Source organism: Arcobacter denitrificans (SeqCode) (assembly GCF_048571185.1).
Lineage (GTDB): Bacteria > Campylobacterota > Campylobacteria > Campylobacterales > Arcobacteraceae > Arcobacter > Arcobacter denitrificans.
In genome coordinates this window covers 395,644-421,934 of the sequence record NZ_CP182350.1, presented here as the reverse complement: position 1 = coordinate 421,934, position 26,291 = coordinate 395,644, and the positions used below count along the sequence as shown (strand labels likewise).

The window sequence follows — 26,291 nt, the reverse complement described above, 5'->3', positions numbered from 1 at the left end:
TATGATTATCCTTGACTTTGAAACAAATTCCCATAATGAACATGATGTTATAGAAGCAGCAGCTGTACGCTTAGAGCTAATTGATGGAGAATACGTACTAAAGGATAAGTTTCACAGATATTATCTTTCTCGTTACCCTGTAAACCAATACTCTTATGAAGTGCATAAGCTTACTCCTGAAGCTATTTTAAATATACGAAAAAAATCAAATTATGCTTCTTATTTTAAAGAGGATGAAGATTTTGTGCAGTTTTGTTCTGGAGTTAAAACTTTAGTTGCTCATAATATAAGTTTTGAACTTCGTCATTTAAGAGATATAGTAAACTTTGAAAATCATATTTGTACCATGAAGGAGAACAAACAATTTGTAAAAGCCTTAAATAAAAATGGGCAGATTAAAAACCCTACTTTAGATGAGGTCTGTTTTTATTATGGAATTGATTTTGATGAAGATAAACATCACAGTGCTACATATGATGTGACTAAGACCTATGAGATTTTAAAAAGAATGCGTAAGAAAAATTAGTAAATGACTATAAAGCATTTACTAATTCAACGTCCAAGTATTCATCTATTTTTTCAATAAAATCTTCAAATGGAACAGTTCCTTTTTTATCAAAAAGTACAACTTCTTCTCCAAAATCATTTTTTATAAAATGGTTTTCATTTTTTGTAACTTTTTCATAAAGTTCTTGCATATCTTCTGTTGAGTCCTCTTTATTAAACAAGAACCAATTTACTGTTGTCTCTTCGATTCTAATTAATCCGTAAGTGTTTGATTCATCAACATAGTCTTGAATAGTTCCATTTTCAAAACTTGCACCTACTACTAAATCATTTTTGTTTAAAATCATTTCCATCATATCTTATCTCCCGAAGCTTCTATTAGCATCTCTTTTTGTTATTTTTTTCTTTTTTGCTGCTTTTTTAGGCAGTTGAGCCTTATCTTTAGGTTTCTTAAATTTATCTCTTAGACCTTTTTTCTGACTAAGAGGTTTAGCTTTAAACCTTGCTACTCTTGGTTGTTTTTCTGTTAGTTCATATTCATCATGGGTAAGTCTTGGTACATTAATAATAAGCTCTTTTTCTATTTCAGCCATTTGCTTGTACTCTTTTACACATAAAAGTGTTGTGGCAACCCCTGGATTTCCCGCTCGTCCTGTTCTTCCTATTCTGTGTGTATAATCAACTACTGTTTCAGGTAGTTCAAAATTCACTACATTTGGAAGTAGCTCTATATCAATACCACGTGCTGCAATATCTGTAGCAACTAAAACTCTTAATGTTTTAGTTTTAAATCCTTCTAAAGCTCTTGCTCGAACAGGTTGTTTTATATCTCCATGGATACAAGCAGTTTTTAATCCATCTAAATTAAATTGTTCAGTTATCTCATCTGCTTTTGCTTTAGTATTTACAAATACAAGCACTTGTTCCCAATTCTGCGAGCCTATCATATATGATAAAAACTCTATTTTTTTATCTTCATCCATTAAATATATTTGTTGGTCAATTATATCTACGCTTGAACGTTGAGAAGAGACTTCTATTACTACAGGTTTATGTAAAAACTCTTTTGCAAGTTTTTTAATATTTTGGTTTATAGTTGCAGAGAACATAGAGATTTGTCTTGACTTGGCACATTGAGAAAATATATGCTCTATCTCTTTTAAAAATCCCATTTCAAGCATAGTATCTGCTTCATCAAGGACAAGATTATTTATACTTGATAAATCTACTGATTTTGTATTTATATGGTCTATAAGTCTTCCTGGTGTTGCAACAAGTACATCAATTCCAGCTTCTATTTTTCTAATCTGCTCTTTATGACTTAATCCTCCTACAACAATAGTTTGTTTAATATCTAAATGTCTTCCATAATATGAGATACTTTTTTCTATTTGTTTTGCTAATTCTCGTGTGGGAACTAAAATCAGACTTCTTAAAACCCTTTTTTTACTAGAGTCTGCATCTTTTGTCTCAAAAAGTTTTTGTAAAATAGGAAGTACAAAGGCAGCAGTTTTCCCTGTACCACTTTGTGCAGTTGCAATTACATCACTGTTTTTAAGTAAAACGGGTATTGCTTTTTCTTGAATATCAGTTGGATTTTCATATCCTTCTTCTTCAAGAGCTTTTTGTATTTGTGCACAAAGGTTCATAGTGTTGAATGTTTTGATAACAATTCCTTTTAGTTTTATATTTTAAAAGAGTGATTATATCAAATAGTGTATAATATCTCAATTTTAACTATCAATAAAAGGTAAAGTATCAAAAAGTTTAAAAAAGTTCACGTAGAAATAACAAATATTTGCAAGCTGAAATGTTCATTTTGTCCTCCTAAAAACCTGCCAAATGTCACCATGCCTTTAGATAAGTTTGATTTACTAAATAAAGAGTTAGTAAATGTTACAAAAGAGCTTGCCTATCATGTGGTGGGTGACCCTTTAGTTGTTCCAAACCTAAATGAGTATCTAGATATTAGTAAAAAATATGCCCTTAGAGTAAATCTTACAACTACTGGATATAACTTAAAAGAAGAACAATATGAAACTTTGACAAATGATGCAATTAGACAAATAAACTTTTCGGTAAATTCATACAATGGAAATAGTCATAAAAAAAGTTTAGATGAGTATTTAACTCCTATTTTTGATTTTTGCAAATATGCCCTAGAAAAAGAAGTTGATTTTTTCATAAATCTTAGAGTTTGGAATTTTGATGATGCAAAAAGTGCAAAAGAGTTTAATCGTGAGGTTTTTAAAAAGGCCTTTGAATATTTTGATATAAGTTTAGATATTGATCAATTTTATGTGGCAAAACCAAAAAATATAAGAGTTGCAAGAAAAATATTTTTTAATTTTGATGATTATTTTGAGTGGCCAAGCTTGGAAAATGAGTTTGTATCTAATAAGGGTTTTTGTTATGGCTTAGATTCTCACTTTGGAATATTGGCTAATGGTGATGTTGTACCTTGTTGTTTAGATAAAGATGCTTGCATAAACTTAGGAAATGTATTTGAAGATGGATTGGAAAATATTTTGAAATCAAAAAGAGTTATAGATATAAAAGATGGTTTTAAAAATGGCAAGGTAGTTGAAGAACTTTGTCAAAAATGTTCATATAGAACAAGATTTGATAAATAAGGATTTATATTGGGTGAAATAGAGTTAGTAAAAAAGAGTTTAGGTGATTTTTTTACACCTGCCATATTGAAGATTGCTATTATTCCACTTCTTATTACTGTACTTGTGATGATTGTTTTTTTTATGGGACTTGCAGACTATAGTTTATCTTCTCTTGATCAAGTGATAATTCAAGTACAAAATGGAGAAGAGTTTACAGTTGATCCTAATGCGCCATTTTATTATGTTTGGATAGTTAATATTTTGACTTTTCTTTTACAATATTCAATTACAGCTTGGTTAGCAGGCTTTTTGCTTTTTACTATTGGTACACTATTTATACTATTTTTTTCTATTTTTACAACTTTGATTATTATTGGGTTTTTGACTCCTATGATAATAGAAACTTTGAGAAAAAGAAATTATCCTAATATGGATTTAAAAGCTCATGGTTCTATTATTTCACCTATTTGGGTGGCAGTTAAAAGTTTAGTGGGGATGTTGTTTTTATTTATACTTTTTATTCCTTTTTACTTTATACCTTTGGTAAATATAATTGCTTTTAATTTACCTATATATTACTTTTTTCATAAGCTTTTGAATTTTGATATAACATCTACAATGCTAAGTTCTTCAGAGTATAAAGAGATATACAGAAATAAAAAGAATCTATTTAGAATCAGAACTTTAGTATTATATTTTATCTCTATGATCCCTTTTATAACACTCTTTTCTACGGTATTTTATGTTGTATATTTAAGTAATGCATATTTTGTTGAGCTAGAAAAAGTAAGACAAAATAGATTAGATATTTAAACGATATCCAGTTCCTTGGATATTTTTTAATATATTTTTTGGAAGTTTTTTTCGTAAATTTTTTATAAAAAGTCTTAGGGCATTTTGTGTCATAACTGATGTCTCTTCCCAAAGGATATTTTCTATTTCATTGTATGTTATAATTCGACCCTTTACTATAAGCATTTTCAAAAATACATTCTCTTTTTTTGTAAGAATAAACTCTTCATTGGGACCTTTTATTAAAGCCTTACTTTCATCATAAATCCATGATGGAATAAGATTAAAAACAGTACTATTTTCAAAACTATCAATAAATGCTTTAAAAGCAAGGGTTAGTTTCTCTTCTGTTATTGGTTTTACTATATATTTTACTAAGTGAAGTTCAGTGGCATCTAATAAATAATCCAAGTCAGTGTGTGCTGAAGTTATTATAACTCGCACCTTTGGATTTGTTTCTCTTATCTTTTTAACTAATTCAAGCCCATTCATTTTAGGCATTTTAATATCAGTAATTATTAAGTCAGGTTTTTTTTCTAAATATAATTTATAAGCTTCTTCTCCATCTTTAGCTAAGTATATGTCTTTGAACATACAATCAAGAATTTCAAAAATATTATTTTGAATACCTGTTTCATCTTCTGCATAAAGTAGGGTGAAACTTCTTAGTTGATTTACTAGAGTATAATCCATGGGATACCTTGTAATAAAAGATATGTTAAAATATATAATTATTATAAATGGAGTTAACTTGCCTTTAGTAACCGAAAAAAATATATCCAAAATAATCATATATGTTTTCATAGTAATTATGATAACTATGATATCACTTATATCATATTTTTACGTAAAAAATACTTATTCAGACTTTGAAATAGAGCTAAATAAGTTTGTAAATGACTACTATTCTAATCAAAAAGCACTTTTGAAAAAACAAATAGATGTTGTAACTGATATCATAAAATATAATGCCACCAAAAGTGGTAGTAGTGAAGAAGAATTAAAAAGTGAAACAATACGACTTTTAAATAATATATCTTTTGAAACCTCTAGGGGTAACTATATCTTTGTTTATGAAATTTTGGATATGAATGGTGGTGATAAGTTTGCAAAACTTCTAGTTAATGCAAACCGGCTAGACTTGGTAGGTACGGTAATCTCTACAAATTATAAAGATGCAAATGGAAAAAAGTTTAGAGAAGAATTTTTGAAAGATATTAGAACTAAGGGTGAGTCTTTTACCCAATATGCATATAAAAAATATTTATCTCCTCAAGTAAATCAAAAACTCTCATATTTTAAACTCTATCCTAATTGGAATTGGGTTATTGCCGTGGGTGTTTATATTGATGATATTGAAAAGGATATTGCAATAAAAAAAGAGGATTTAAAAAGAAAAGTAAAAACACAGACTATTCAAACAGTATTTTTATTTATACTATTTTTATCAATTGGTATAGTTTTAACTATTTTATTAAGTGAAAAAATTGATGAGTTTTTTAAAGAGTACCGATTAGCTGTAAAAGCAAAATCAGATGCCTTAATTGAGTTAAATGAGACTTTAGAAAAAAGAGTTTCAGAAGAGATTGATAGAAACAGGGAACAAGAACAGTTGCTAGTACAAAAATCAAGACTTATAGCTTTAGGTGAGATGATATCAAATATTGCTCACCAATGGAGACAACCCTTATCTGAACTATCATCAATTTTGATGAATATAAAATTTAAACATAGTATGGAAAAACTAGATAAAGAATCTATGGATAAAAAATCAAAAGAAGCAGAAATAGTAATAAACTACATGTCACATACAATAGATGATTTTAGAAACTTTTTTTTACCTAGAAAAGATAAAGAAGAAGTTTATTTAATAGATGCAGTAAAGTCTGTTATGACCATAATATCTTCAGCTTTAGAGTTTAATAACATAAAAGTAGTGGTAAGTATTGATGGAAATTTAAAATTAAACACTTACATAAATGAGTATGAACAAGTATTATTAAATATAATCTCAAATGCAAAAGATATTTTGATTCAAAACAATATTGAAAATCCTTTAATAAAAATATTTGCAGAAAAACATGAAAATAATATTATTTTATATGTAGAAGACAACGCAGGTGGTATTATAGTAACTCCAAAAAGTAAAATATTTGAACCTTATTTTACAACAAAAAGTGATAGCGATGGAACGGGTATTGGATTATATATGTCAAAAATAATCATTGATAAAAATATGAAAGGTAAATTAAAAGTTCATAATACAAAAAATGGAGCTAAATTTATGATTAGTGTTCCTGTTTAGATATAAAAAAAGGGTGATAAAATTTCTCTTATCACCCTTTTTTATTTTTAATAGTTTAATCACCCTGCAAACATTAAGTTTGGTAACCAAAGAGCAATTTCAGGTATATAAGTTACAAGTAACAGTCCTGCTAAAATTGTCATAGTCCAAGGGAAAGCTGCGACAATTACATCTTTTATGGACATCCCTGTAAGTCCTGAGGTTACAAATAGGTTTAGCCCAACAGGTGGGGATACCATTCCAAGCTCCATATTGATAGTAATTACAATACCAAAGTGAATAGGGTCAATTCCAAGAGCAACAGCTACTGGAAGTAATAGAGGCACCATAATCATAATAATAGCACTTGGTTCCATAAATGACCCAGCAAGAATTAAAAGAACATTTACCATAAGTAAGAACATATATTTATCAACATTTGCATCGATTAAAAATTGCGTGATTCCTTGTGGAATATTTTCAATTGTTAAGAAGTGTGCAAATAACATTGCATTTGCAATAATAAACATAATCATTGCAGTTGTTTTTGCTGATTCTAAAGCCGTTGTATAAAATTCTGAAAACTTGATATCTTTGTAAACAAACACAGAGATAAAAAATGCCCAAATTGCAGCAACAGCTGCAGCTTCTGTAGGAGTAAAGATACCACCATAAATACCACCAATAACAATAACAATTGTCATAAGACCCCAAGAGGCATCTTTCATTTTTGCTAATCTTACTTTAAATGGTTGTGGCTCAGTTCTTTTAAATCCTAATCTAACAGCTCCAATATATGTTACAACCATCATCATAATACCTAGCATCATACCAGGAACAACACCTGCCATAAAAAGTCTACCAATAGATACTTCAGCTGTAACACCATATACGATTAATACAATTGAAGGTGGAATTAATATACCTAAGGAACCAGCAGTTGCAATAGTACCAACAGCATATTTTTTAGGATAACCTGCTTGCATAATCGCACCAAACATAATAGAACCAATTGCAACAACTGTTGCCGGAGAACTTCCAGAAACCGCAGCAAATATAATAGATGCAAAAATAGCAGAAATTGGTAATCCACCAGGTAAATGTCCAACAATTGATTTAGCAAATTCAATAATTCTTTGTGCTGCACTTCCCTTACTTAGTAAGTTACCAGCTAAAATGAACATAGGAATTGCCATTAGTGAATAATGCTCAACTTTTTCAAATATCATTGATGAGATCTCAATAGGTGAAATTGGAGTAAATAGCATCATTGTTGTAAATGTTGCCGCCCCCAAACAAATAGCAATTGGAGCACCAATAATTACTAAAAAGAAAAATAATCCAAATAATACAGCTACACTCATAGCATTCCTCCTGTTTTCTTTTCTACTTCTTTAACCATATCATTTAGATTTTTGACATTTTCATTGTCGTTATTCTCTTTAGCACCCATACCCATACCAGCTAAAACTTGTTCAGCTTCACTCTCTTTTAAAATCTTTTCATGACTTGTAGAAAGAATTGTATGAATTCTTTCACCAACTCTAAAAGCACCAAAAGCAAATGAAATAGGAATAACAAGATATATTATCCACATAGGCATATTCCATAAATCAATAGATCTTTCATCTAAAGGAATAATTACCTCAGTAATATATAGAACTCCATAATATGAAACAGCTACTAGAAATGCAAACGTTACAGTATGTGAAAGTATTAACATTACTTTAGCAATTTTTGAAGGCACATTATCTAATACAATAGTAACTGCAATGTGTGCATCTTTTTTGAAACAATATGCGGCTCCAAAAAAAACACTCCATAAAAATAGAAAAATTGTAAGTTCTGTAGCCCAAGTTAATGATGCATCAAAAACATATCTTGCTACAACATTAGTAAATGCTATAACAACCCCTGCTGCTATACCAAAAGCTGCAATCTTTTGGTTAACATGGCCGATAATTTTACTTAAAAGTTTTATCATTGTATCTCCCCTTATTTTGTATTAAGAGCACCGTTAATTAAATCTTTTCCAATTAAATTATTATCATAAAACTTAGGATAGATTTTACTAACAGCTTTTTTCCAAGCAGCTCTTTGTTCAGGTGTTAACTCGAAAACTTCAAGTTTACCAGTACTTTTTGCATAATCTTTGATTAAGGCAAATTGCTCATCATTTAATTCTTGAGCCCAGATTCTTTCTTTTTGGGTTGCTTCATTCATTGCCTGAACAACATCTTTTTGTAAATCTTCAGGTAATGATTCCCAGAATTTCTTAGACATAACTACTAAATAACCTAAATAACCATGATTTGAAATAGTTAGATATTTTTGAACTTCGTGGAATTTTTTAGTATAGATATTAGAAATTGGATTTTCAGCTGCATCAATAACACCTTGTTGTAAGCCAGAATAAACTTCAGAGAAAGGCATCATTTGAGGATTTGCATCAAGAGCATGAAATTGTTCTTCAAGTACTTTTGAGGACATAATTCTAAATTTTTGACCAGCTGCATCTTCTGGGTTAATTAAAGGTTTTTTTGAAGATGATAATTGTTTAAAATGATTATCCCAAAAGTTAAGCGCCACATAACCTTTTGCATTAATCATATCTTTTAACTTATCTCCTACTTGACTATCTTGAACTCTATGTAAATGTCCCATATCATTAAAAAGAAAAGGTAAATCAAATAGAGCTAATTGAGGAACAATTTTACCAAATTTAGAAAAAGATGGAGCTGCCATTTGAACAGAGTTTAAAGTTAAGGCTTTTAAAACAGCATTATCTTTATAAAGTTGAGAAGATGGATAAACTTGAACATCAATCTTACCACCTGATAACTCTTCTAATCTTTTTTCAAAAAAGTCTGCTGCTTTTCCCTTTGGTGTATTTGGGCTTACAACGTGTGAAAATTTAAGCACGTATTGAGATGAAGTAGATTCTTCTTTTGATGTATCTTTAGAATCATTTACTTTACTATCTCCACACCCTGTGAATAAAAGTAAAGAAGTAACAGTTGTAATACTTACTAAACTTTTCATAGTAATTTTCATTTTATCTCCTTATATAGTATACATAAATTATAATAAAAAGTTGTGTATATGTTATGTATTTTTGGATAGAAATTTATAATATTTTTTTATAATTCTGTGGTTTTTGAAGTGGATGTATCATCGGGGGTACCGATGATACATGGAAGTTTAAAGAAAGTTCTTATTTTGTGCTAAGTGCACCTTCAATTAAGTCTTTACCAATTAAGTCTTCATCATAAAATTCAGGGTAAATTTTACTAACTGCTTTTTTCCAAGCATTTCTTTGTTCACTAGTTAACTCAAAAATTTCAAGTTTACCAGTAGTTTTTGCATACTCTTTAATTTTATCAAATTGTGAATCATTTAATTCTTGAGCATATTCTCTTTCTTTTTTAGTTGCTTCAATCATAGCTTGTGCAACATCTTTTCTTAATTCAGAAGGTAATGATTCCCAGAATTTTTTAGAAACTACAACTAAATAACCTAAATAACCATGGTTAGAAATAGTTAGATATTTTTGTACTTCATGGAATTTTTTTGTATAGATATTAGAAATAGTATTTTCTTGACCATCAATAACACCTTGTTGTAAACCAGAATAAACTTCAGAGAAAGGCATCATTTGAGGGTTTGCACCAACTGCATGGAATTGTGCTTCAAGTACTTTTGAAGACATGATTCTGAATTTTTGTCCTTGGGCATCTACAGGTTTGATTAAAGGTTTTTCAGATGAAGATAATTGTTTAAATCCATTATCCCAAAATGATAAGGCAACATACCCTTTTGCTGTAACTAAACCTTTTAGTTTTTTACCAACTTGACTATCTTGAACTCTATGTAAATGATCTATATCATTAAAAAGAAAAGGTAAATCAAATAGAGCTAATTGAGGAACAATTTTACCAAATTTAGAAAAAGATGGAGCTGCCATTTGAACAGAGTTTAAAGTTAAGGCTTTTAAAACAGCATTATCTTTATAAAGTTGAGAAGATGGATAAACTTGAACATCAATCTTACCACCTGATAACTCTTCTAATCTTTTTTCAAAAAAGTCTGCTGCTTTTCCCTTTGGTGTATTTGGGCTTACAACGTGTGAAAACTTAAGTGTATATTCAGCTGCTAATCCCGAAGTTGCTAGTACTGCAGTTGCAACTGCACCCATTACTAATTTTTTCATTTATTCTCCTTAGTTTTTGTAGTTAGAAAAAGTATAATTAAAAGTTGTGTAAAAGTTATGTAATTAATCCTATAAATTCAATAAATTTTAAGTTAGCGTAGCAATAAAATAGCATTTGTAAAAAATCACATTTTTTGTATATATACATATATATAAAAAGTTGATACATATCTTTGTAATAGCCCTCTAAAGTCTATTTTAACCATTTTTTAAACAAAAATTTTATACAATAGCCCACTTTTTATGGAATATAAATGGAAAAATTTTAAAAGGACAATAATGGGTTGTAATTTAGATTTACTAACATCTTTTAAAGACAACTGTGGTTTTGGTTTAATGGCTGATTTAAAAAATAGACCAAGTCATGGTAACTTAGAAGATGCTATCCATTCGCTAGAACGAATGATGCACAGAGGTGCAGTGGCAGCTGATGGTAAAACTGGAGATGGATCTGGTTTATTATTATCTATGCCTGATAAATTTATGAGAAAGATTGCTTTTAATGAAGGAATCGATTTACCAGAATCTTATGCGGTAGCTATGATATTTGCACAAGAAGATTCAGAGTTAGAAGTATTTATTGATTTTTGTGAAAAAAATGATTTAAAAGTATTATTAACTAGAAAAGTTCCTGTTGATACAGAGGCTCTTGGAGAACAAGCATTAGCAAGTTTACCAAACATCGTACAAGTATTTGTACGACCAAATAGCTTAATGTCATCAAAAAGATTTGATGCTATGCTATATCTTACACGAAAAGAGTGTGAACATAAATTAAGAGATAAAAAAGATTTTTATATTCCAACTTTTTCATCAAAAGTGATTGCTTATAAAGGGCTAATTATGCCTACTCATATTAAGCATTTTTATATAGATTTAAGAGATGAAGATTTTCAAATATCATTTGCACTCTTTCATCAAAGATTTTCAACAAATACTCTTCCAAAATGGAAATTAGCGCAACCTTTTAGATCTATTGCTCACAATGGTGAAATTAATTCAGTTGAAGCAAATAGATTTAATGTTGAAGTTAAATCAGAATTAATAAAATCAGAAGTATTTAGTGATGAAGAGATTCAAAGAATACTGCCTATTTTACAAATTGGTTCATCGGATTCTGCATCTTTAGATAATATGTTTGAATTTTTAATTGCAAATGGGGTTGATTTTTTCAAAGCTGCACGTTCATTGGTTCCTGCACCTTGGCAAAATGCACCACAAATGGATTCAGATTTAAGAGCATTTTATGAGTATGTATCTACTGCAATGGAAGCTTGGGATGGACCAGCTGCTGTTTCATTGACTGATGGTAGACATATTGGGTGTTTAATTGATAGAAATGGATTAAGACCAGCAAAATATGTGATTACAAAAAGTCATAAAATGTATATTACTTCTGAGTATGGGACATTGGAAATTGATGAAAATAATATCTTAGAGCGAGGTAGATTACAATCAGGTCAAATGATTGGATTAGATTTAAATCATGGAAAAGTTTTAAAAGAGGATGATATTAATGATTATCTAAAATCTTCTCAAAACTATGTTCAATGGTTAACTAAAGATATGGAGTATTTACAAGAGTACATTGATGAATCTTTCTTAGATACAACAGACTATAAAGTTAAAGAGTTAGAGACAAAACAAAAATATTTTAATATTACATATGAAGTATTAGACCAAGTAATTGAACCAATGGCAATTGATGGAAAAGAGCCAGTTGGATCTATGGGTGATGATACTCCAATGGCATGTTTTTCAAATGTAAATAGAAATTTTACTGATTATTTTAGACAAAAGTTTGCACAAGTAACAAATCCTCCAATTGACCCTTATAGAGAAAAAGTTGTGATGTCTTTAGAGACAGGATTTGGACCTATTCATAATATTTTAGATGAAAAGCCAGAATATGCAAAAAGATTGAAAGTAGCAAGTCCTATTTTAATGAAAGAGAAATATGATGTGTTAAGATCTTTTGGTGATAACACAAATCCTAGATATAACTCTTATTATAAAAATAAGGTTTTCTCAACAGTATTTAAAAAAGATTTAAAAGCATCATTAGAAGCTTTAGCATTAAAAGTTATTAAATCAGTAAATGAAGATGATACTTCTGTAGTAATTTTAGATGATAGAAAAGGTACTAAAGATAATAAAATTATTCCAGCAGCTATGGCAGTTGGATATTTAAATAGAAGACTTTTAGAAGTAGGAATTAGACATCAAGTATCAATTGTAGCTGTAACGGGTGAAGTTTATGATGCTCATATGGCAGCAGTTCTTATTGCTTATGGTGTTACTGCTATTTATCCATACATGATGTATGCTTCTGTTATTTCACTTTTTGGTAGAAGAGAAATTACAAAATATGAGATGCAAAGATTACTTAAAAATACTCAAAAATCTGTAAATGCAGGATTGTTAAAAATCATGTCAAAGATGGGTATTTGTACAATAGCTTCATATAGAAATTCAACACTATTTGATGTAATTGGTTTAAGTGATGAAGTCATTAATGATTGTTTCCATGGAAGTCATTCAGACTTATGTGGTCTTACATATGATGATATTGAAGAGAGAATTGAAAAAGTTCACTTTAATGCATATTATGATGATACTTATATGTTTCCATTAAACTTAGGTGGATTTTATAAGTATATCAATGGTGGGGAATATCATGATTATGGTCCTGCTACTGCAATAGCTATGCACAATAAACAAGCAAGTGAAAAAGAAGAGATTACTGATTTTGATACATTAAGGGAATTGGTAAATAAAAGAGATAAAAAATTCATTAGAGATTTCTTTGAATTTAATTCAGACAAAAAGTCAATTGACATTAGTGAAGTTGAGCCTTTAAAAGATGTATTTAAAAGGTTTGCAACTGCAGCTATGTCTTTAGGTTCTATATCTCCTGAAGCTCATGAAGCTATGGCAACTGCTATGAATACAATTGGTGGTATGAGTAACTCAGGTGAGGGTGGTGAAGATCAAAAAAGATTTGGAACAATCAAAAACTCTAAAATCAAACAAGTAGCTTCTGGAAGATTTGGTGTAACACCAGGTTATTTAAGATCTGCTGAAGAGATTCAAATTAAAGTTGCACAAGGTGCAAAACCAGGTGAAGGTGGACAACTTCCAGGTCATAAGGTAACTCCGCTAATTGCCTCTTTACGACATACAGTAGCAGGTGTTACACTTATTTCACCTCCCCCACATCATGATATTTATTCTATTGAAGATTTAGCTCAATTAATTTTTGATTTAAAACAAATTAATCCAGAAGCAAAAATCACAGTTAAATTAGTATCAACTATAGGTGTTGGAACAATTGCTGCGGGTGTTGCTAAAGCATATGCAGATAGAATTGTAATCTCTGGTGCCGATGGTGGAACAGGAGCTGCTCCTCTTACATCTATTAAGCATACAGGTAATCCTTGGGAGATGGGGCTTTCAGAAGCTCACAATGCATTAAAAGCTAACCATTTAAGAGAGTCAGTACATGTACAAACTGATGGTGGTTTAAAAACTGGTCTTGATGTTGTAAAAGCTGCAATGTTAGGTGCTGAGTCATATGGTTTTGGAACAGCAGCTCTTACTCTTCTTGGTTGTAAGATTTTAAGAATATGTCACACAAATAAATGTTCTGTTGGGGTTGCTACTCAAGATGAAGACTTAAGAACACACTTTACAGGTACAGTTGAAAGACTTATCTCTTACTTTACATTTATAGCTGAAGATATAAGAAATATACTTGCGACATTGGGTTATAAGTCAGTTGAAGAAATTGTTGGTAGAAGTGATTTATTGAAAGTTATTGATGATGAATTTGCACAAAAATTTGACTTCCAAAATGTTTTAAGAAGAATCGATGGTATTGATACTTGTCAAAAAGATAAGAATGAGCCATATGATAAAAATGAGTTTGAAAAAGAACTACTTAAAAAAGTTCATAGAACAATAGAAAATCCTAAAATGCCAATAAAAATTAAAGAGAACATTTGTAATTTAAATAGATCATTTGGTACTTTGATTTCTGGTGAAATAGCGAAATATTATGGAGATAAAGGTTTACCTGAAAACTCTATTAATTTTGAACTTACAGGAATTGCAGGGCAGTCATTTGGAGCTTTATTATCAAAAGGTATGAACTTAAATCTTTACGGTGCAGCAAATGATTATGTTGGTAAAGGTATGAATGGTGGAAAAATTATAGTAAATACTCCACATCAAGGTCCAGAATTTGCAGGTGCAGGAAATACATGTTTATATGGTGCAACTGGTGGTAAGCTTTATGTTAGAGCTGCTGCTGGTGAGAGATTTGCAGTTAGAAACTCAGGATGTATTGCAGTTGTAGAAGGAACAGGGGATAATGCTTGTGAATATATGACTGGTGGTATTGTAGTTATATTAGGTGATACGGGTATCAACTTTGGTGCTGGTATGACAGGTGGATTAGCATTTGTATATGATCCACAAAAAGCTTTTGTAGATAAAATGAATCAAGAGTTAATTGAAGCTGTTAGAATTGATACTGATGATACAGAGCGAGAAAGATTATATTTAAAAAGATTATTAATGGATTATGAAAACGAAACTGAATCTGAGAGAACTCAATTTATTTTAGAGAACTATAGAGCAGAGATAAGAAACTTTTGGTTAGTAAAACCAAAAAATATGACAGTGCTACCATTAGATCCGGATAAGGGAGATTAAGATGTTAAACTTTACAAAATTTGAAAGAATTAATCCTGAAAAAAGAGATGTTTTACAAAGATTAAAAGATTTTGGTGAGATATATGAAGTTTTTGAAAAAACTAAAGCTAGAGAGCAAGCAGATAGATGTATGCAATGTGGAGATCCATATTGTCATACAGGATGTCCTTTAGGAAATTATATTCCTGCATGGTTAAAACAAACTGCAACTAAAAACTTAGACTTAGCATTTGCAATTTCAAATGAAACTTCTCCTTTTCCAGAAATTTTAGGAAAGATATGTCCTCAAGATGTTTTATGTGAAGGTGCATGTTCTTTAAATACTGGCCATGGAGCTATTTCTATTGGGGCTATTGAAACTTATATTAGTGAAACAGCATTTGATAAAGGAATGGAGCCAAAATATCCAGGTGTTACAAGTACTAAAAAAGTAGCAATAATTGGTTCAGGACCTAGTGGAATATCTGCAGCAACTTTTCTTTTAAGAAGAGGTATTGGTGTAGAAATGTTTGAAAGATCTGATAGAGCAGGTGGTCTTTTAACATATGGAATTCCAGGTTTTAAACTTGACAAAAATGCAGTTCAAAGAAGAGTTGATTGGCTAATTAGTGCTGGTATGAAACTACACTTAAATTGTGAAATTGGAAAAGATAAAGCTGCAAAAGATTTAGAAAAAGAGTTTGATGCAATTTATTTAGGAGTTGGAGCAACTTTAGGAAACTATATAGGTATTGAAGGTGAAAAATCTTCAAATGTACATTTGGCTATGGATTTTTTAACAGCCATTCAAAAAAGAAACTTTGGAAATACAACTGATAGCTTTATTGATGTAACTGATAAAAATGTTGTAGTTATTGGTGGTGGTGATACTGCTATGGACTGTGTGAGAACTTCTGTTAGAGAAGGGGCAAAAACTGTTAAATGTCTTTATAGAAGAGATGAAGCAAATATGCCTGGATCTAAAAAAGAGGTTGTAAATGCAAAAGAAGAGGGTGTAGAATATCTGTTTAACGTATCACCTAAATCTTTTGTAGTTGAAGATGGAAAAGCTGTTAAAGTTGAGCTATTAACTACTACTATGAGTGAACCTGATGAATCAGGAAGACAAAAAGTAGTTATCAATGAAGGTAGTGAATATTTTGAAGATGCTGATGTAATTATACTTGCCTTAGGTTTTAAACCAGAAGTTCCTTCATTCTTCAATGAATTAGGTGTAAATACTAATTCTTGGGGTGGTGTAGATACAAGTAATTATGTAACATCAAACAAAAAAGTATTTGCGGGTGGTGATTGTCAAAGAGGTGCCCATTTAGCAGTAACTGCATCACTTGATGGTAGAGAAGCTGCAAAAGTTATCGTTTCAAGTCTTGCATAAAATATGAGAGTATTTAATACTCTCATATACTAAATAAATACTCCCAAACCTTTAAAACTCTTTAAATTTCTTATTATTCTCAAAACTGTTTTAAAAATTGTCGTAATTAAAGAAATTATTAATAAATATTAGGTTATAACTCCATAATTTAATTTTAAAAAAGTAGGAATGTTACTATGTCTTTAATTATAACTGATGAGTGTATTGCATGCGATGCGTGTAGAGAAGAGTGTCCTAATACAGCAATCGAAGAGGGTGATCCAATATATGTAATTGATTCAGACAGATGTACAGAATGTGTTGGTCATTATGAAGAACCTGCATGTGTTGAAGTTTGTCCAGTTGATTGTATTATAGTTGACCCTGACAACCAAGAAACAATGGAAGAATTAAGATTCAAGTTTAAACAGTTAGAGGAAGAAGAGGTATAACAAATGGCTAAAGTTACAACTGTTATAGACATTGGGTCTAACTCAATGCGTATGGTTGTAATGGAAAAAAGCAGCCGATTCTCCTTTCACCTTGTAAATGAAACAAAAGCTAGAGTAAAGATTTCTGAAGGTTCTTATGAAAATAATGGTAACTTGCAAGAAGTTCCTATGCAAAGAGCATTCAATGCTTTAAAATCATTTTTAAGTATTTCAAAATCTTTAAAATCTAGAAAAATATTCTGCGTAGCAACCTCTGCTATGAGAGATGCCCCCAACTCTAAAATTTTTGTAAATAAAGTAAAAAATGAACTAGGTCTTGATATTAAAGTAATTGATGGGTCTAAAGAGGCTTATTATGGTGGAGTAGCAGCTTTAAATCTTATAGATTGTGATGATTTTGTTACAGTTGATATTGGTGGTGGTTCAACTGAGTTTGCAATAGTAAAAAATAGAAATATTGAGCATGTTATATCTTTAGATATAGGAACAGTAAGATTAAGTGAGTTATTCTTTAATAAAGGTGATATTCAAGGTGCACACAAATATATACTAAATAAACTAGAAGATCTAAAGGCTTGTGGTTATGAGATACCAAGTACAGTAATAGGTATTGGAGGTAGTATAAGAGCTTTAAGTAAAGTAGTTATGAAAAAAAGTAACTATCCCCTAGATGTATTACATGGGTTTACTTATAATGTTGCTATAAACAACTATATCTTTAATTCTATAATTAATGCAAAGAATAACAACAGTTTAAAAATAATTGGCGTAAAAAAAGAGAGATTTGATACTATCAAAGAGGGAACATTTATTTTTAGTACTATTTTAGATGAGTTAAATACCCAGCAAGTAATTACATCTGGTGCAGGGGTAAGAGAAGGTGTTTATTTAACTGATTTATTAAGAAACTCAAATTGTAAGTTTCCAAGTAATTTTAATGTAAGTGTAAGAAGTCTATTGGATAGATTTGAAGTTGATGGTAAAATAAGTTCATACAATGGTTCTAATGCCTCAAAAATATTTGATGCCCTAAAACCACTTCACAATTTAGATGATAAATACAGAACCCTGCTTGTAATTGCCTCTAAATTACACTCAATAGGAAATAGCCTTAACTTTTATAAAGGAAATGATAACACAGCAGATTTTATATTAAATGGTTTGAATTATGATATTTCACATAGTTCTAGAATAATAGTTGCACATATTATAAAGTTTTCAAAAAAATCACTGCCATTGCAAGCTGATATTCATAAGTATGAGTTACTTCTTCCTTCCCTTGAAATAATGGAATGGTTATCTTTTATGATCTCTTTAAATCTTCTAATAAACCAAGACCTCTCTTCTCCAAAAGTAGAGTATAAATTAAAAAATAGTAAACTACACATTGAAATGCAAGAAGATATTTATTTAGTTAAAAGTGAATTAGATAAATTGCAAATGCCTAAAATTATTAAAGTTAAGATAAAGTAACATATGAAAGAAAATATTTTATATTTTATACTAATTACAATTATCAAGTTCTTAGCAATTTTACCTAGATTTTTAAGAAAGAGATTTTTCTTTTTTCTATCAAAATTGGTTTATTTTTTTGCTAAAAAGACTAATAAAATAATAAAAGCTAATTTAGATTTAGTTTTTGACAAAAAAATGTTAAAAGAAGAAATTCAAAAAATTCAAAAATATTCATATTATAATATGCTTTTATGGATTCAATCTCAAATTGAACATTTAAATGTTACAGAAGATGAAATGAGAAAAAAAATTACTTTTGAAAATAGGGAAATTTTTGATAATCTTTTGAGAGAAGAAAAAAAGATTATCCTTGTTTCTGCTCATTATGGGAATATCGAAGTTTTGAGCTATGGAATAAATAAATTTATCACGCCTCTTATTCAAGTTGCAAGAGAATCAAATTTTAAAAAGATTGATGCTTTTATAAAAAAAAGTAGAGAAAAATCAGGTGCAACAATTATCTATCGCGCTTTAGCTTTAAAAAAACTTATAAAAGCGTTAATGAATAATAAAGTTATTTCACTTATTGTTGATCAAAATATAAATGATAGAGATGGTATCGAAGTGAGTTTTTTAAATAAAAAAGCAAACCAAACTACAACTCCAGCTATTTTAGCTAGAAAATTTAATGCATATATTTTACCTGTTGCAATTTTTAATGAGGATAAAGACAAATATAAAATTAAAATTTATGAACCTATTAAACCTATAAAAACAGAAAATGAGCAAGAAGATATTAAAAACTCCACGCAACTTCAAGCAGACATCTTAAGTAAAATAATTTTAGAAGATCCAAAACAATGGTTTTGGGCTCATAAAAGATTTAAAATGCATTTTAGAGAAATTTATGAATAAAAAAAAAGTACTTATTATATCAGATGGGAAAATAGGTCATTTAAATCAGTCAATTGCCTTTTGTAAATTAAAAAATCTTTCCTATGATATTTTAGAAATAAAAAAATTAAATAAAACAAAAAAAATCTTTTCTTATATTTTGGACTTTTTTAATATATACATAAATCTTTTTAGTATAAGTAAAATAGAAAAAAATATTTATAAAGCAGTTGTTTCAACTGGTTCTTGGACATATTATTCAAATAAATATTTTGCTCAAATTTTAAATATTAAATCAATAGCAATTATGATTCCAAGAGGTTTTAGATATAGTGATTTTGATTATATTTTAGCCTTAGAGCATGATAGTTCACCAGAAAAAAAGAATATAATAAAATTGCCTTTGAACCTTTCTATAAATACTCCTAAAGGTTTAATAAAAAGAAGTGATAAAAAGTCGCTAGGAATAGTACTTGGTGGAAATAATACTATTTTTAATATGGAAGTTAATGAAATAAAGATTAGTTTAGATAATATTTTTAAAAAGTATCCAAATTATTTAAAATATGTTACAACATCAAGACGTACTCCCCTAGAAATTGATAAATTATTAGAAAACTATAAATTTGATTATGAAGTGATTTATTCTAAAAATTCTAGTATAAATCCAATACCAGATTTCATAGAAATATGTGATGAACTTTTTATAAGTATTGATTCAACATCAATGTTAAGTGAAGCAAAAGCAAATAGTAATGCAAATTTGCATATAATATATCTTCAAAGTGAAAAGAAAAATACAAAATTTCATAGACTTGCAAAGAATATTTTGAATATAAAAGGTAGATTTGATTATATGATTTATTTAAATAAGGTTAATATTTGAAAGTTGTTCAATTAATCCCAGAACTCAATGAAGGTGGAGTTGAAAGAGGAACAATGGAACTTAATCGTGAATATGTAAAACAAGGTATTGAATCAGTTGTAATAAGTAATGGTGGAAAATTAGTTGATCAAATTGTAAAAGATGGAGGTACACATATTAAATTTGATACTTGTTCAAAAAACATATTTACTTTACCTTCAAGAGTTAATAAATTAAGAAAAATACTAAAAGATATAAATCCAGATATTTTACATGCAAGAAGTAGAGTACCTGCGTGGATAGCTTACTTAGCTAACAAGAGATTAGGTATTAATTTTGTAACGACAGTACATGGGCTTAATAGTATAAATAAATACAGTAAAATAATGACCTTAGGTGACAAAGTTATTTGTGTTAGTGAAGTTGTTAAAGACTATATTGTTAAAAATTATAATTTAAATTCTGAAAAATTTCATGTTATTCAAAGGGGTGTTGATTTAAATAAATTTAATCCTAATAATATTGATCTTAACTTTATAAAAGAATTTAAAGATTTACATAATTTAGATGATAAATATATTGTGAACTCTGTCGGTAGAATTACGTGGTTAAAAGATTATGAAACTTTTATTAAATCAATTGCATTATCTAAAAATGATATTCCAAATATTGTTGGATTAATAGTAGGTGGAGCAAGAGAAGATAAAAGTGATTATTTAGATTCATTAAAAAAATTAGCAAAAGATTTAAATGTAGAAAAGAATATAATTTTTACTGGTAGTCAATCAAAAATTGCAGAAATATATTTCTTGAGTGATATTGTTATTAATATCTCACTTAAAATGGGTAATATTGGTCGAACGATAGTGGAATCTTTAGCATTAAATACACCAGTAATTGTAACTTCTTATGAAGGTCTTAATAATATTATTGTAGATAAAGTTAATGGTGCTGTTATAAATGTTAAAGATGAACTTGAATTATCTAAAAAAATATTGGAACTTAAGAATAATAAATTAAATTCTGTTATTGATACAATACCAAAAGAATTTACACTTGAAACAATGGTTAATGAAACTATCAATATTTATAAAAAGGTTATTAAGGAAAATAGAGGTGTCAAATAAAAAAAGATTTGGATTAATTGGAGCAATTGGATATATAGCACCAAGAGATATACAAGCAATAATTAAAACAGGAAATAAATTAATTGCAATCATTGACTCTTATGATAAAATTAAGTTTATAAATGAATAATTTTTATAATATGTTGAATATCTGTCATTTTATTGCATCTAAAGGATTAGGCAGAGGTGAATTTTATATTGACCTAGTTAATGAAATAGTAGAAAATACTGAAGGTATAACTACTATTTTAATTCCTGTGGGCTCAAAGTATTTGAATAGAATTAATAATAAGATTAATGTTATAGAATATAAATCAAAAGATAGTAGAACTAACCCTTTGTTATATATTGAATTGTATAATATATTCAGAAAAAATAATTTTGACATTGTACATACTCATTTTGCAAAATCAACAGAAATTTTTTTTAGATTAAATAAAATATTAAATATAATACATATAGCAACAAAGCATAATCCTAGAAAAGGTAAAATATTTAATAAAATCAAGTATGTAACTGCAGTTTCTGATGATGTTGCAAAGTCAATTTTAAAAGACAATGTAAAAATTATTTATAATGGTATTAAGCCTGTATTGTTAGAAGAATCTAAAAAGAATGAAATTTTTACCATAAGAGCAATTGGTAGATTAGATAAAATAAAAGGGTTTGATAAATTAATAAAAGATTTCTCAAATATAAAAAAAGAGTGTAAATTAGAAATAGTGGGGTATGGCGAAGAATATTCGGAACTAAAAAAATTAGTAAAAGATTTAAAGTTAGAGGACAAAGTTAACTTACTAGGTTTTAGAGAGGATATTCCTAGTTTAATAAAAAGTTCAGATATGGTAGTAATGAGTTCAATTAGTGAAGGTTTTAGTATAGTTATGATTGAATCTATCTTTTATGCAAAACTTTTTATTTCTACAAAAGTTAGTGGATGTAGAGATTTATTACCACAAAGTTTATTGATTGAAAATTTTGAAATTTCAAAGAAAATAACTGAAATAATGGAGAATATAGATTATTATTATAAAGAATTTGGAAAAGTTAAGATTAAATATCAACAAGAACTCTTATTAAAAAATGTTGTAGTAAAATATTTAGATTATTATGAGAAGGTTATAAAAATTGAAAATAGCTGTAATTAGATTTAGTGCTCTTGGGGATTTAGCTTCTTTAACACCTATATTAAAATTTTTAAAATACAAACCTACTATAATTACTAGTCCTCTTGGAAAAGCATATTTTGATGATGAGTATGAAGATTTTATTATTTTAAAAAACAAGTCAATTTTATCTGTTTTAAAAGTAATTTTAGATATTAGAAAAAGAAAATTTGATGTTATTATTGATTTTCAATGTAATGACAGATCTAGGTTAATATCTAAATTTTTAAATGGGAAAATTTATAATAATTCTAACGTAGATGTTTATACTAATTCAACATTTCAGATCTTTAAATTGATTTTAAAAGATTCAAAATTATTAAATGAAATTAAGCTTGATTTTATAAAAAAAGAAAAAACATATATTGTTTTAAATTGTGGATCAAGTAAAAAATGGGAATCAAAGCGTTTACCAATGGATAAATGGATAGAAATCACTGACTATTTATATGAAAAATATAATTTACCATTTATTTTAATAGGGGACAAGAGTGAATTTTCATATATTGAAGAAATTTCAAATAATATCAATAGTAAATCTAAAAATCTTGCTGGTAAAACTAATTTAAAAGAACTAAAAGATATCATAAAAAAAGCATTTTTAACTGTTTCGACTGACTCTGCTGCAATGCATATTTCTGCTGTTAGTAAAACTCCAACAATAGGATTATTTGGTGCTACAAACTGGATGAGATCATCACCCTTTGGCCCCTGGTCTACAGTAGTTTTTGATAAAACTTATTTTAAAGATTCAAATCCTTTAACTTCAAATATGCTGGATATAAAGGAAGAAGTATATAAAAATATTAGTATAAAAGAAGGTTTGTCAAAAATTGAAGAATATTTATAAAATGGATAATAATGAAAAATAATATTAGGGTAAAACTAGTATCTCGTGGAAGTGTTGACAAAGATATATTAGGTTTTTTAAATCAAACAATTCATAATAGTGGAAAATTAGGAGTTTGTGAGTTTATATTTAACAGTTTTGAAAGGAATTATGATTGGTTAGTTATAATTGATGATATTCCAAGGGCTTTAAAAAAAAGTTATGAAGAACTAGCTTGTTCTATAGAAAATACAATATTGGTAACTACTGAACCTAGTACTATAACTAGATATGGAAAAAACTTTGCTTCTCAATTTAAATATCTTATAACAAATCAAGATGAAAAAATCTTACCTCATAAAAGAGCACTAAGAAGCCAAACTGGCAATGTTTGGATGTATGGAAAGAATTATGATGATATTATTAATATGGATATTCCTAATAAGAATAAAAATATTTCTACTGTATGTTCAAATAAGCAACAAGGACATACCTTGCACAAGAAAAGATATAATTTCACCTTAAAACTTCAAAGAGAAATTCCTGAGATTGCAAGATTTGGTTGGGGGTATAAACCAATTGATACAAAAGTTGAAGCTTTAGATAACTTTAAATTTCACGTTTGTATTGAAAATCATATAGGTAAAGATGTCTGGACAGAAAAAATAGCAGATGCATTTTTAGCCTATTGTCTCCCTATATATTATGGCTGTCCAAACATACTTGATTATTTTCCAAAAGACAGTATTATTTTAATTGATTTAGATGATTTTGACAGTTCCATTGAAAAAATCAAAACGATTATAAATACTCCAGGTGAATATGAAAAAAGGCTTGAATTTATAACAGAAGCTAGAGAATTATTAATTCACAAATATAATTTATTAGAAATGATAAATAATATAGTTGAAAAAAACAATAAGAGTGATAATCTAACTAAAAATATTAAAATTTTCAATAGGCGTACGATGAGAGGAAGAAGTATTTCTGATTTTACAAAGTTTGTATTTTGGAAAATTGAAAATTTTTTAAAATCTAAGTTAAAAACTAAAAGGACTTCTATTGAGAATAAATAATAAGGATACAGGTTTCTTAAATGGCAATAACTATTTAAATTCTTTAGACTTTAAATTAAATTTAGAGGAAAGTGACTTTTTATATCTAAGTAAAATTGATTTCCTTGAAAATTTAGTTGTTGATAAGGATATTATTCATGTAGGTTGTGTAGATCATAATATAGAGAGCATTGAAAAAAAGATTAGTAAAAATAAATGGTTACATAAAATACTCGATGAAAACTCTAATAAGTGTATTGGAGTTGATATTAAAGAAGAAGAAATTAAAATATTAGGTAGTAAATATGGTTTTGACGTTCATTCAATAGATATTACTAAAAAGAATGAAATATTAGAAAATAAAAAATTTGATTATTTACTACTACCTGATGTTCTTGAACATATTGGCTCACCTGTAGATTTTTTAACAAAATTACGAGATTCTCATAAAGAGAATATAAATAAAATTGTAATAACTGTTCCTAATGCTTTTAATCATAGAGTTTTTAATATGGCAGCTAAGAATATTGAAGTAATTAATACTGATCATAGATATTGGTTTACCCCTTATACTATTTTAAAGGTTTTGTTTGATTCAGGATTTAAAGTTGAACAATTGAAGACTTATGATAAAGCATCAAAAGAGAAAAGAATGTGGGTTAGAAAGCTTAAAAGTATTCCCCTTTATAGATTAATTAGGAAATTGTTTTATAATGAAACTTTTTTTACAAAAGGTGGAATAATTGTTATTGCCTCTTTTAAATAATTGATATAAAGGATTGATATTGAGTACCTATTTAGTAAAAAATAATATTAATTATGAAAAATATATTGTAATATTTCTGGGGCTTTTAATACCTTTTGATTATACATCAAGAGCAATGTTTAATATAGCTCTTGTATTTATATTGATTTTATTTATTATCTATTCTTTCAGAAATAAATCTCTTATAATTATAGAGTATAAAAAATTAAAGTTTTTAATTGCTGTAATTATATTTTATTTTTCAGCTTTGATTATTAATTTATTAAATCCAACAATTAATTATAATAGTAATATAAAATTATTATTAATTTTATTTGCGTTTGTATATATAATTAACTTTATATTTAAAAATAGTGAGTTTTCAAATATAAATTACATCTTATTTGAAAAAGTTTTATTTTATTCAGTATCTTTTCTTTCATGTATATTATTTCTTAGTTTTTTAATTAATATTGATATTTATCATAGCATTAAAACTTTTTCAATGGTTGAATATGATGACTGGAGATTCCATTCAAAACAAAATTTATTAGCTATTTGTATTCCTTTTTTGATTAATTTTTATTTTAGAAATAAAACTAATATTAACTTAATACTTTTTCTTCTTATTATTATTGGAGTTTTTGTTGCTCAAGGAAGAACTGCAATTATTACTATGGCTATAGGTATTTTTATTTACTTAGGGTATGATTTCTTTATAAAAAAAGCTTATACTAAAAAGAATGTTTTAATTGTCTTTTTACTTTTAATTACTTCAACAACCTTAGTTTTATACATAAGTGGAAGTACTATTGATAATATACAATTTCATACATCAAGCAGATTTGATGGATGGATAGTTTATATGGATTTACTTCTAAAAGATAATACATTTTTTGGATATGGATTAGAAGGTGCAAATAATGTATATAAGAGTGGTGTTTTGGGCTTTAGTCACCCTCATAATTCATTCGTTGAGGTACTATTTTCTTTAGGTATTATTGGTTTTTTTATTTTTTTATTTTTAGTCATAATTTATATTTTTAATGTATTTAAACTTGGTATGAGTTTTAATAAACATATTGCACTATCATTTTCAGCTTCGTTACTATTAATGCAACAGGGAATTGGCACTATTTGGGGACCAAATTTTGTTATTCCAATAATAATGTTAATGTTTTTAGCTATTAATGTTAAAAAATAAAATGATTTAATTAAAAAGATA

At 28.0% G+C, this 26,291-nt stretch carries 24 protein-coding genes; 17 read left to right on the top strand and 7 right to left on the bottom strand.

All coding sequences use genetic code 11. The annotated features are described in order from the left end of the window. Position 1 precedes the first annotated feature (1 nt). Positions 2 to 526 (top strand): 3'-5' exonuclease, encoded by a 525-nt coding sequence (locus tag ACNI28_RS02190; protein WP_419765247.1) that lies wholly within the window; start codon positions 2 to 4, stop codon positions 524 to 526. Positions 527 to 533: 7 nt separating this feature from the next. Here the strand turns inward: ACNI28_RS02190 and ACNI28_RS02185 are convergent, their stop codons facing one another. Continuing rightward, positions 534 to 863 (bottom strand): hypothetical protein, encoded by a 330-nt coding sequence (locus ACNI28_RS02185; protein ID WP_419765246.1) that lies wholly within the window; start codon positions 861 to 863, stop codon positions 534 to 536. A gap of 3 nt (positions 864 to 866) precedes the next feature. Next, positions 867 to 2,156 (bottom strand): DEAD/DEAH box helicase, encoded by a 1,290-nt coding sequence (locus ACNI28_RS02180; protein ID WP_419765245.1) that lies wholly within the window; start codon positions 2,154 to 2,156, stop codon positions 867 to 869. 108 nt (positions 2,157 to 2,264) lie between these two features. Here ACNI28_RS02180 and ACNI28_RS02175 point away from each other — a divergent pair, with 108 nt between their 5' ends. Continuing rightward, positions 2,265 to 3,140, top strand: coding sequence for a radical SAM/SPASM domain-containing protein (locus ACNI28_RS02175; RefSeq protein WP_419766437.1), 876 nt, complete (start codon positions 2,265 to 2,267; stop codon positions 3,138 to 3,140). Positions 3,141 to 3,149: 9 nt separating this feature from the next. After that, the gene (locus ACNI28_RS02170; protein WP_419765243.1) at positions 3,150 to 3,935 is read left to right on the top strand and encodes an EI24 domain-containing protein; all 786 of its coding nucleotides are present in this window, start codon (positions 3,150 to 3,152) and stop codon (positions 3,933 to 3,935) included. Here the strand turns inward: ACNI28_RS02170 and ACNI28_RS02165 are convergent. Then, positions 3,924 to 4,607: a response regulator transcription factor gene (locus ACNI28_RS02165; RefSeq protein WP_419765242.1), complete on the bottom strand. Its 684-nt coding sequence runs from the start codon at positions 4,605 to 4,607 to the stop codon at positions 3,924 to 3,926. The two genes, ACNI28_RS02170 and ACNI28_RS02165, sit on opposite strands and share 12 nt — an antisense overlap. Before the next feature lie 127 nt (positions 4,608 to 4,734). Here ACNI28_RS02165 and ACNI28_RS02160 point away from each other — a divergent pair, with 127 nt between their 5' ends. Continuing rightward, the gene (locus ACNI28_RS02160; RefSeq protein ID WP_419765241.1) at positions 4,735 to 6,219 is read left to right on the top strand and encodes a sensor histidine kinase; all 1,485 of its coding nucleotides are present in this window, start codon (positions 4,735 to 4,737) and stop codon (positions 6,217 to 6,219) included. Positions 6,220 to 6,278: 59 nt separating this feature from the next. Here the strand turns inward: ACNI28_RS02160 and ACNI28_RS02155 are convergent, their stop codons facing one another. From ACNI28_RS02155 to ACNI28_RS02140, 4 genes are all read right to left on the bottom strand, one after another. Beyond that, on the bottom strand, positions 6,279 to 7,562 hold the full coding sequence (locus ACNI28_RS02155) for a TRAP transporter large permease (protein ID WP_419765240.1): 1,284 nt from the start codon (positions 7,560 to 7,562) through the stop codon (positions 6,279 to 6,281). Further along, complete coding sequence (locus ACNI28_RS02150; protein ID WP_419765239.1) at positions 7,559 to 8,182, bottom strand: TRAP transporter small permease; 624 nt, start codon at positions 8,180 to 8,182, stop codon at positions 7,559 to 7,561. The genes ACNI28_RS02155 and ACNI28_RS02150 overlap by 4 nt, the downstream gene beginning before the upstream one ends. A gap of 11 nt (positions 8,183 to 8,193) precedes the next feature. Then, complete coding sequence (locus tag ACNI28_RS02145; RefSeq protein ID WP_419765238.1) at positions 8,194 to 9,252, bottom strand: TRAP transporter substrate-binding protein; 1,059 nt, start codon at positions 9,250 to 9,252, stop codon at positions 8,194 to 8,196. A gap of 160 nt (positions 9,253 to 9,412) precedes the next feature. After that, positions 9,413 to 10,408 (bottom strand): TRAP transporter substrate-binding protein, encoded by a 996-nt coding sequence (locus ACNI28_RS02140; RefSeq protein WP_419765236.1) that lies wholly within the window; start codon positions 10,406 to 10,408, stop codon positions 9,413 to 9,415. A gap of 279 nt (positions 10,409 to 10,687) precedes the next feature. Between ACNI28_RS02140 and gltB the strand changes: the two genes are divergently transcribed. The 13 genes from gltB (at position 10,688) to ACNI28_RS02075 (ending at position 26,270) form a co-directional block, all read left to right on the top strand. After that, positions 10,688 to 15,124, top strand: a complete 4,437-nt coding sequence (gene gltB, locus ACNI28_RS02135) for a glutamate synthase large subunit (protein WP_419765235.1) — start codon at positions 10,688 to 10,690, stop codon at positions 15,122 to 15,124. A gap of 1 nt (position 15,125) precedes the next feature. Further along, on the top strand, positions 15,126 to 16,499 hold the full coding sequence (locus ACNI28_RS02130; RefSeq protein ID WP_419765233.1) for a glutamate synthase subunit beta: 1,374 nt from the start codon (positions 15,126 to 15,128) through the stop codon (positions 16,497 to 16,499). Positions 16,500 to 16,675: 176 nt separating this feature from the next. After that, positions 16,676 to 16,930, top strand: coding sequence for a YfhL family 4Fe-4S dicluster ferredoxin (locus ACNI28_RS02125; protein WP_419765231.1), 255 nt, complete (start codon positions 16,676 to 16,678; stop codon positions 16,928 to 16,930). 3 nt (positions 16,931 to 16,933) lie between these two features. Further along, positions 16,934 to 18,403 carry a Ppx/GppA phosphatase family protein gene (locus ACNI28_RS02120; RefSeq protein ID WP_419765230.1) on the top strand — a complete coding sequence of 490 codons (1,470 nt, stop codon included), beginning with the start codon at positions 16,934 to 16,936 and terminating at the stop codon, positions 18,401 to 18,403. A gap of 3 nt (positions 18,404 to 18,406) precedes the next feature. Continuing rightward, positions 18,407 to 19,300 (top strand): lipid A biosynthesis lauroyl acyltransferase, encoded by an 894-nt coding sequence (locus tag ACNI28_RS02115; protein ID WP_419765228.1) that lies wholly within the window; start codon positions 18,407 to 18,409, stop codon positions 19,298 to 19,300. Then, a complete protein-coding gene (locus tag ACNI28_RS02110; RefSeq protein ID WP_419765226.1) occupies positions 19,293 to 20,165 on the top strand; it encodes an ELM1/GtrOC1 family putative glycosyltransferase in 873 nt (290 codons plus the stop codon). Before ACNI28_RS02115 ends, ACNI28_RS02110 begins: the two co-directional genes overlap by 8 nt. Continuing rightward, positions 20,162 to 21,271: a glycosyltransferase gene (locus ACNI28_RS02105; RefSeq protein ID WP_419765225.1), complete on the top strand. Its 1,110-nt coding sequence runs from the start codon at positions 20,162 to 20,164 to the stop codon at positions 21,269 to 21,271. The genes ACNI28_RS02110 and ACNI28_RS02105 overlap by 4 nt, the downstream gene beginning before the upstream one ends. Next, entirely contained in the window at positions 21,261 to 21,401 is a 141-nt protein-coding gene (locus tag ACNI28_RS02100; RefSeq protein ID WP_419765224.1) for a hypothetical protein, read from the top strand. The genes ACNI28_RS02105 and ACNI28_RS02100 overlap by 11 nt, the downstream gene beginning before the upstream one ends. After that, positions 21,394 to 22,419: a glycosyltransferase gene (locus ACNI28_RS02095; RefSeq protein WP_419765223.1), complete on the top strand. Its 1,026-nt coding sequence runs from the start codon at positions 21,394 to 21,396 to the stop codon at positions 22,417 to 22,419. The genes ACNI28_RS02100 and ACNI28_RS02095 overlap by 8 nt, the downstream gene beginning before the upstream one ends. Next, the gene (locus tag ACNI28_RS02090; RefSeq protein ID WP_419765221.1) at positions 22,400 to 23,287 is read left to right on the top strand and encodes a glycosyltransferase family 9 protein; all 888 of its coding nucleotides are present in this window, start codon (positions 22,400 to 22,402) and stop codon (positions 23,285 to 23,287) included. The genes ACNI28_RS02095 and ACNI28_RS02090 overlap by 20 nt, the downstream gene beginning before the upstream one ends. A gap of 11 nt (positions 23,288 to 23,298) precedes the next feature. Then, positions 23,299 to 24,342: a glycosyltransferase family 10 domain-containing protein gene (locus tag ACNI28_RS02085; protein ID WP_419765220.1), complete on the top strand. Its 1,044-nt coding sequence runs from the start codon at positions 23,299 to 23,301 to the stop codon at positions 24,340 to 24,342. After that, positions 24,329 to 25,087 carry a methyltransferase domain-containing protein gene (locus ACNI28_RS02080; protein ID WP_419765219.1) on the top strand — a complete coding sequence of 253 codons (759 nt, stop codon included), beginning with the start codon at positions 24,329 to 24,331 and terminating at the stop codon, positions 25,085 to 25,087. Before ACNI28_RS02085 ends, ACNI28_RS02080 begins: the two co-directional genes overlap by 14 nt. Positions 25,088 to 25,106: 19 nt before the next feature. Next, a complete protein-coding gene (locus ACNI28_RS02075) occupies positions 25,107 to 26,270 on the top strand; it encodes an O-antigen ligase family protein (protein WP_419765218.1) in 1,164 nt (387 codons plus the stop codon). Positions 26,271 to 26,291 lie beyond the last annotated feature (21 nt).

Coding starts and splice junctions, on each gene's coding strand:
- ACNI28_RS02190 (WP_419765247.1), top strand. CDS start 2: ATGATTATCCTTGACTTTGAAACAAATTCCCATAATGAACATGATGTT.
- ACNI28_RS02185 (WP_419765246.1), bottom strand. CDS start 863: ATGATGGAAATGATTTTAAACAAAAATGATTTAGTAGTAGGTGCAAGT.
- ACNI28_RS02180 (WP_419765245.1), bottom strand. CDS start 2,156: ATGAACCTTTGTGCACAAATACAAAAAGCTCTTGAAGAAGAAGGATAT.
- ACNI28_RS02165 (WP_419765242.1), bottom strand. CDS start 4,607: ATGGATTATACTCTAGTAAATCAACTAAGAAGTTTCACCCTACTTTAT.
- ACNI28_RS02160 (WP_419765241.1), top strand. CDS start 4,735: ATGATATCACTTATATCATATTTTTACGTAAAAAATACTTATTCAGAC.
- ACNI28_RS02155 (WP_419765240.1), bottom strand. CDS start 7,562: ATGAGTGTAGCTGTATTATTTGGATTATTTTTCTTTTTAGTAATTATT.
- ACNI28_RS02150 (WP_419765239.1), bottom strand. CDS start 8,182: ATGATAAAACTTTTAAGTAAAATTATCGGCCATGTTAACCAAAAGATT.
- ACNI28_RS02145 (WP_419765238.1), bottom strand. CDS start 9,252: ATGAAAATTACTATGAAAAGTTTAGTAAGTATTACAACTGTTACTTCT.
- ACNI28_RS02140 (WP_419765236.1), bottom strand. CDS start 10,408: ATGAAAAAATTAGTAATGGGTGCAGTTGCAACTGCAGTACTAGCAACT.
- gltB (WP_419765235.1), top strand. CDS start 10,688: ATGGGTTGTAATTTAGATTTACTAACATCTTTTAAAGACAACTGTGGT.
- ACNI28_RS02130 (WP_419765233.1), top strand. CDS start 15,126: ATGTTAAACTTTACAAAATTTGAAAGAATTAATCCTGAAAAAAGAGAT.
- ACNI28_RS02125 (WP_419765231.1), top strand. CDS start 16,676: ATGTCTTTAATTATAACTGATGAGTGTATTGCATGCGATGCGTGTAGA.
- ACNI28_RS02120 (WP_419765230.1), top strand. CDS start 16,934: ATGGCTAAAGTTACAACTGTTATAGACATTGGGTCTAACTCAATGCGT.
- ACNI28_RS02115 (WP_419765228.1), top strand. CDS start 18,407: ATGAAAGAAAATATTTTATATTTTATACTAATTACAATTATCAAGTTC.
- ACNI28_RS02110 (WP_419765226.1), top strand. CDS start 19,293: ATGAATAAAAAAAAAGTACTTATTATATCAGATGGGAAAATAGGTCAT.
- ACNI28_RS02095 (WP_419765223.1), top strand. CDS start 21,394: ATGAATAATTTTTATAATATGTTGAATATCTGTCATTTTATTGCATCT.
- ACNI28_RS02085 (WP_419765220.1), top strand. CDS start 23,299: ATGAAAAATAATATTAGGGTAAAACTAGTATCTCGTGGAAGTGTTGAC.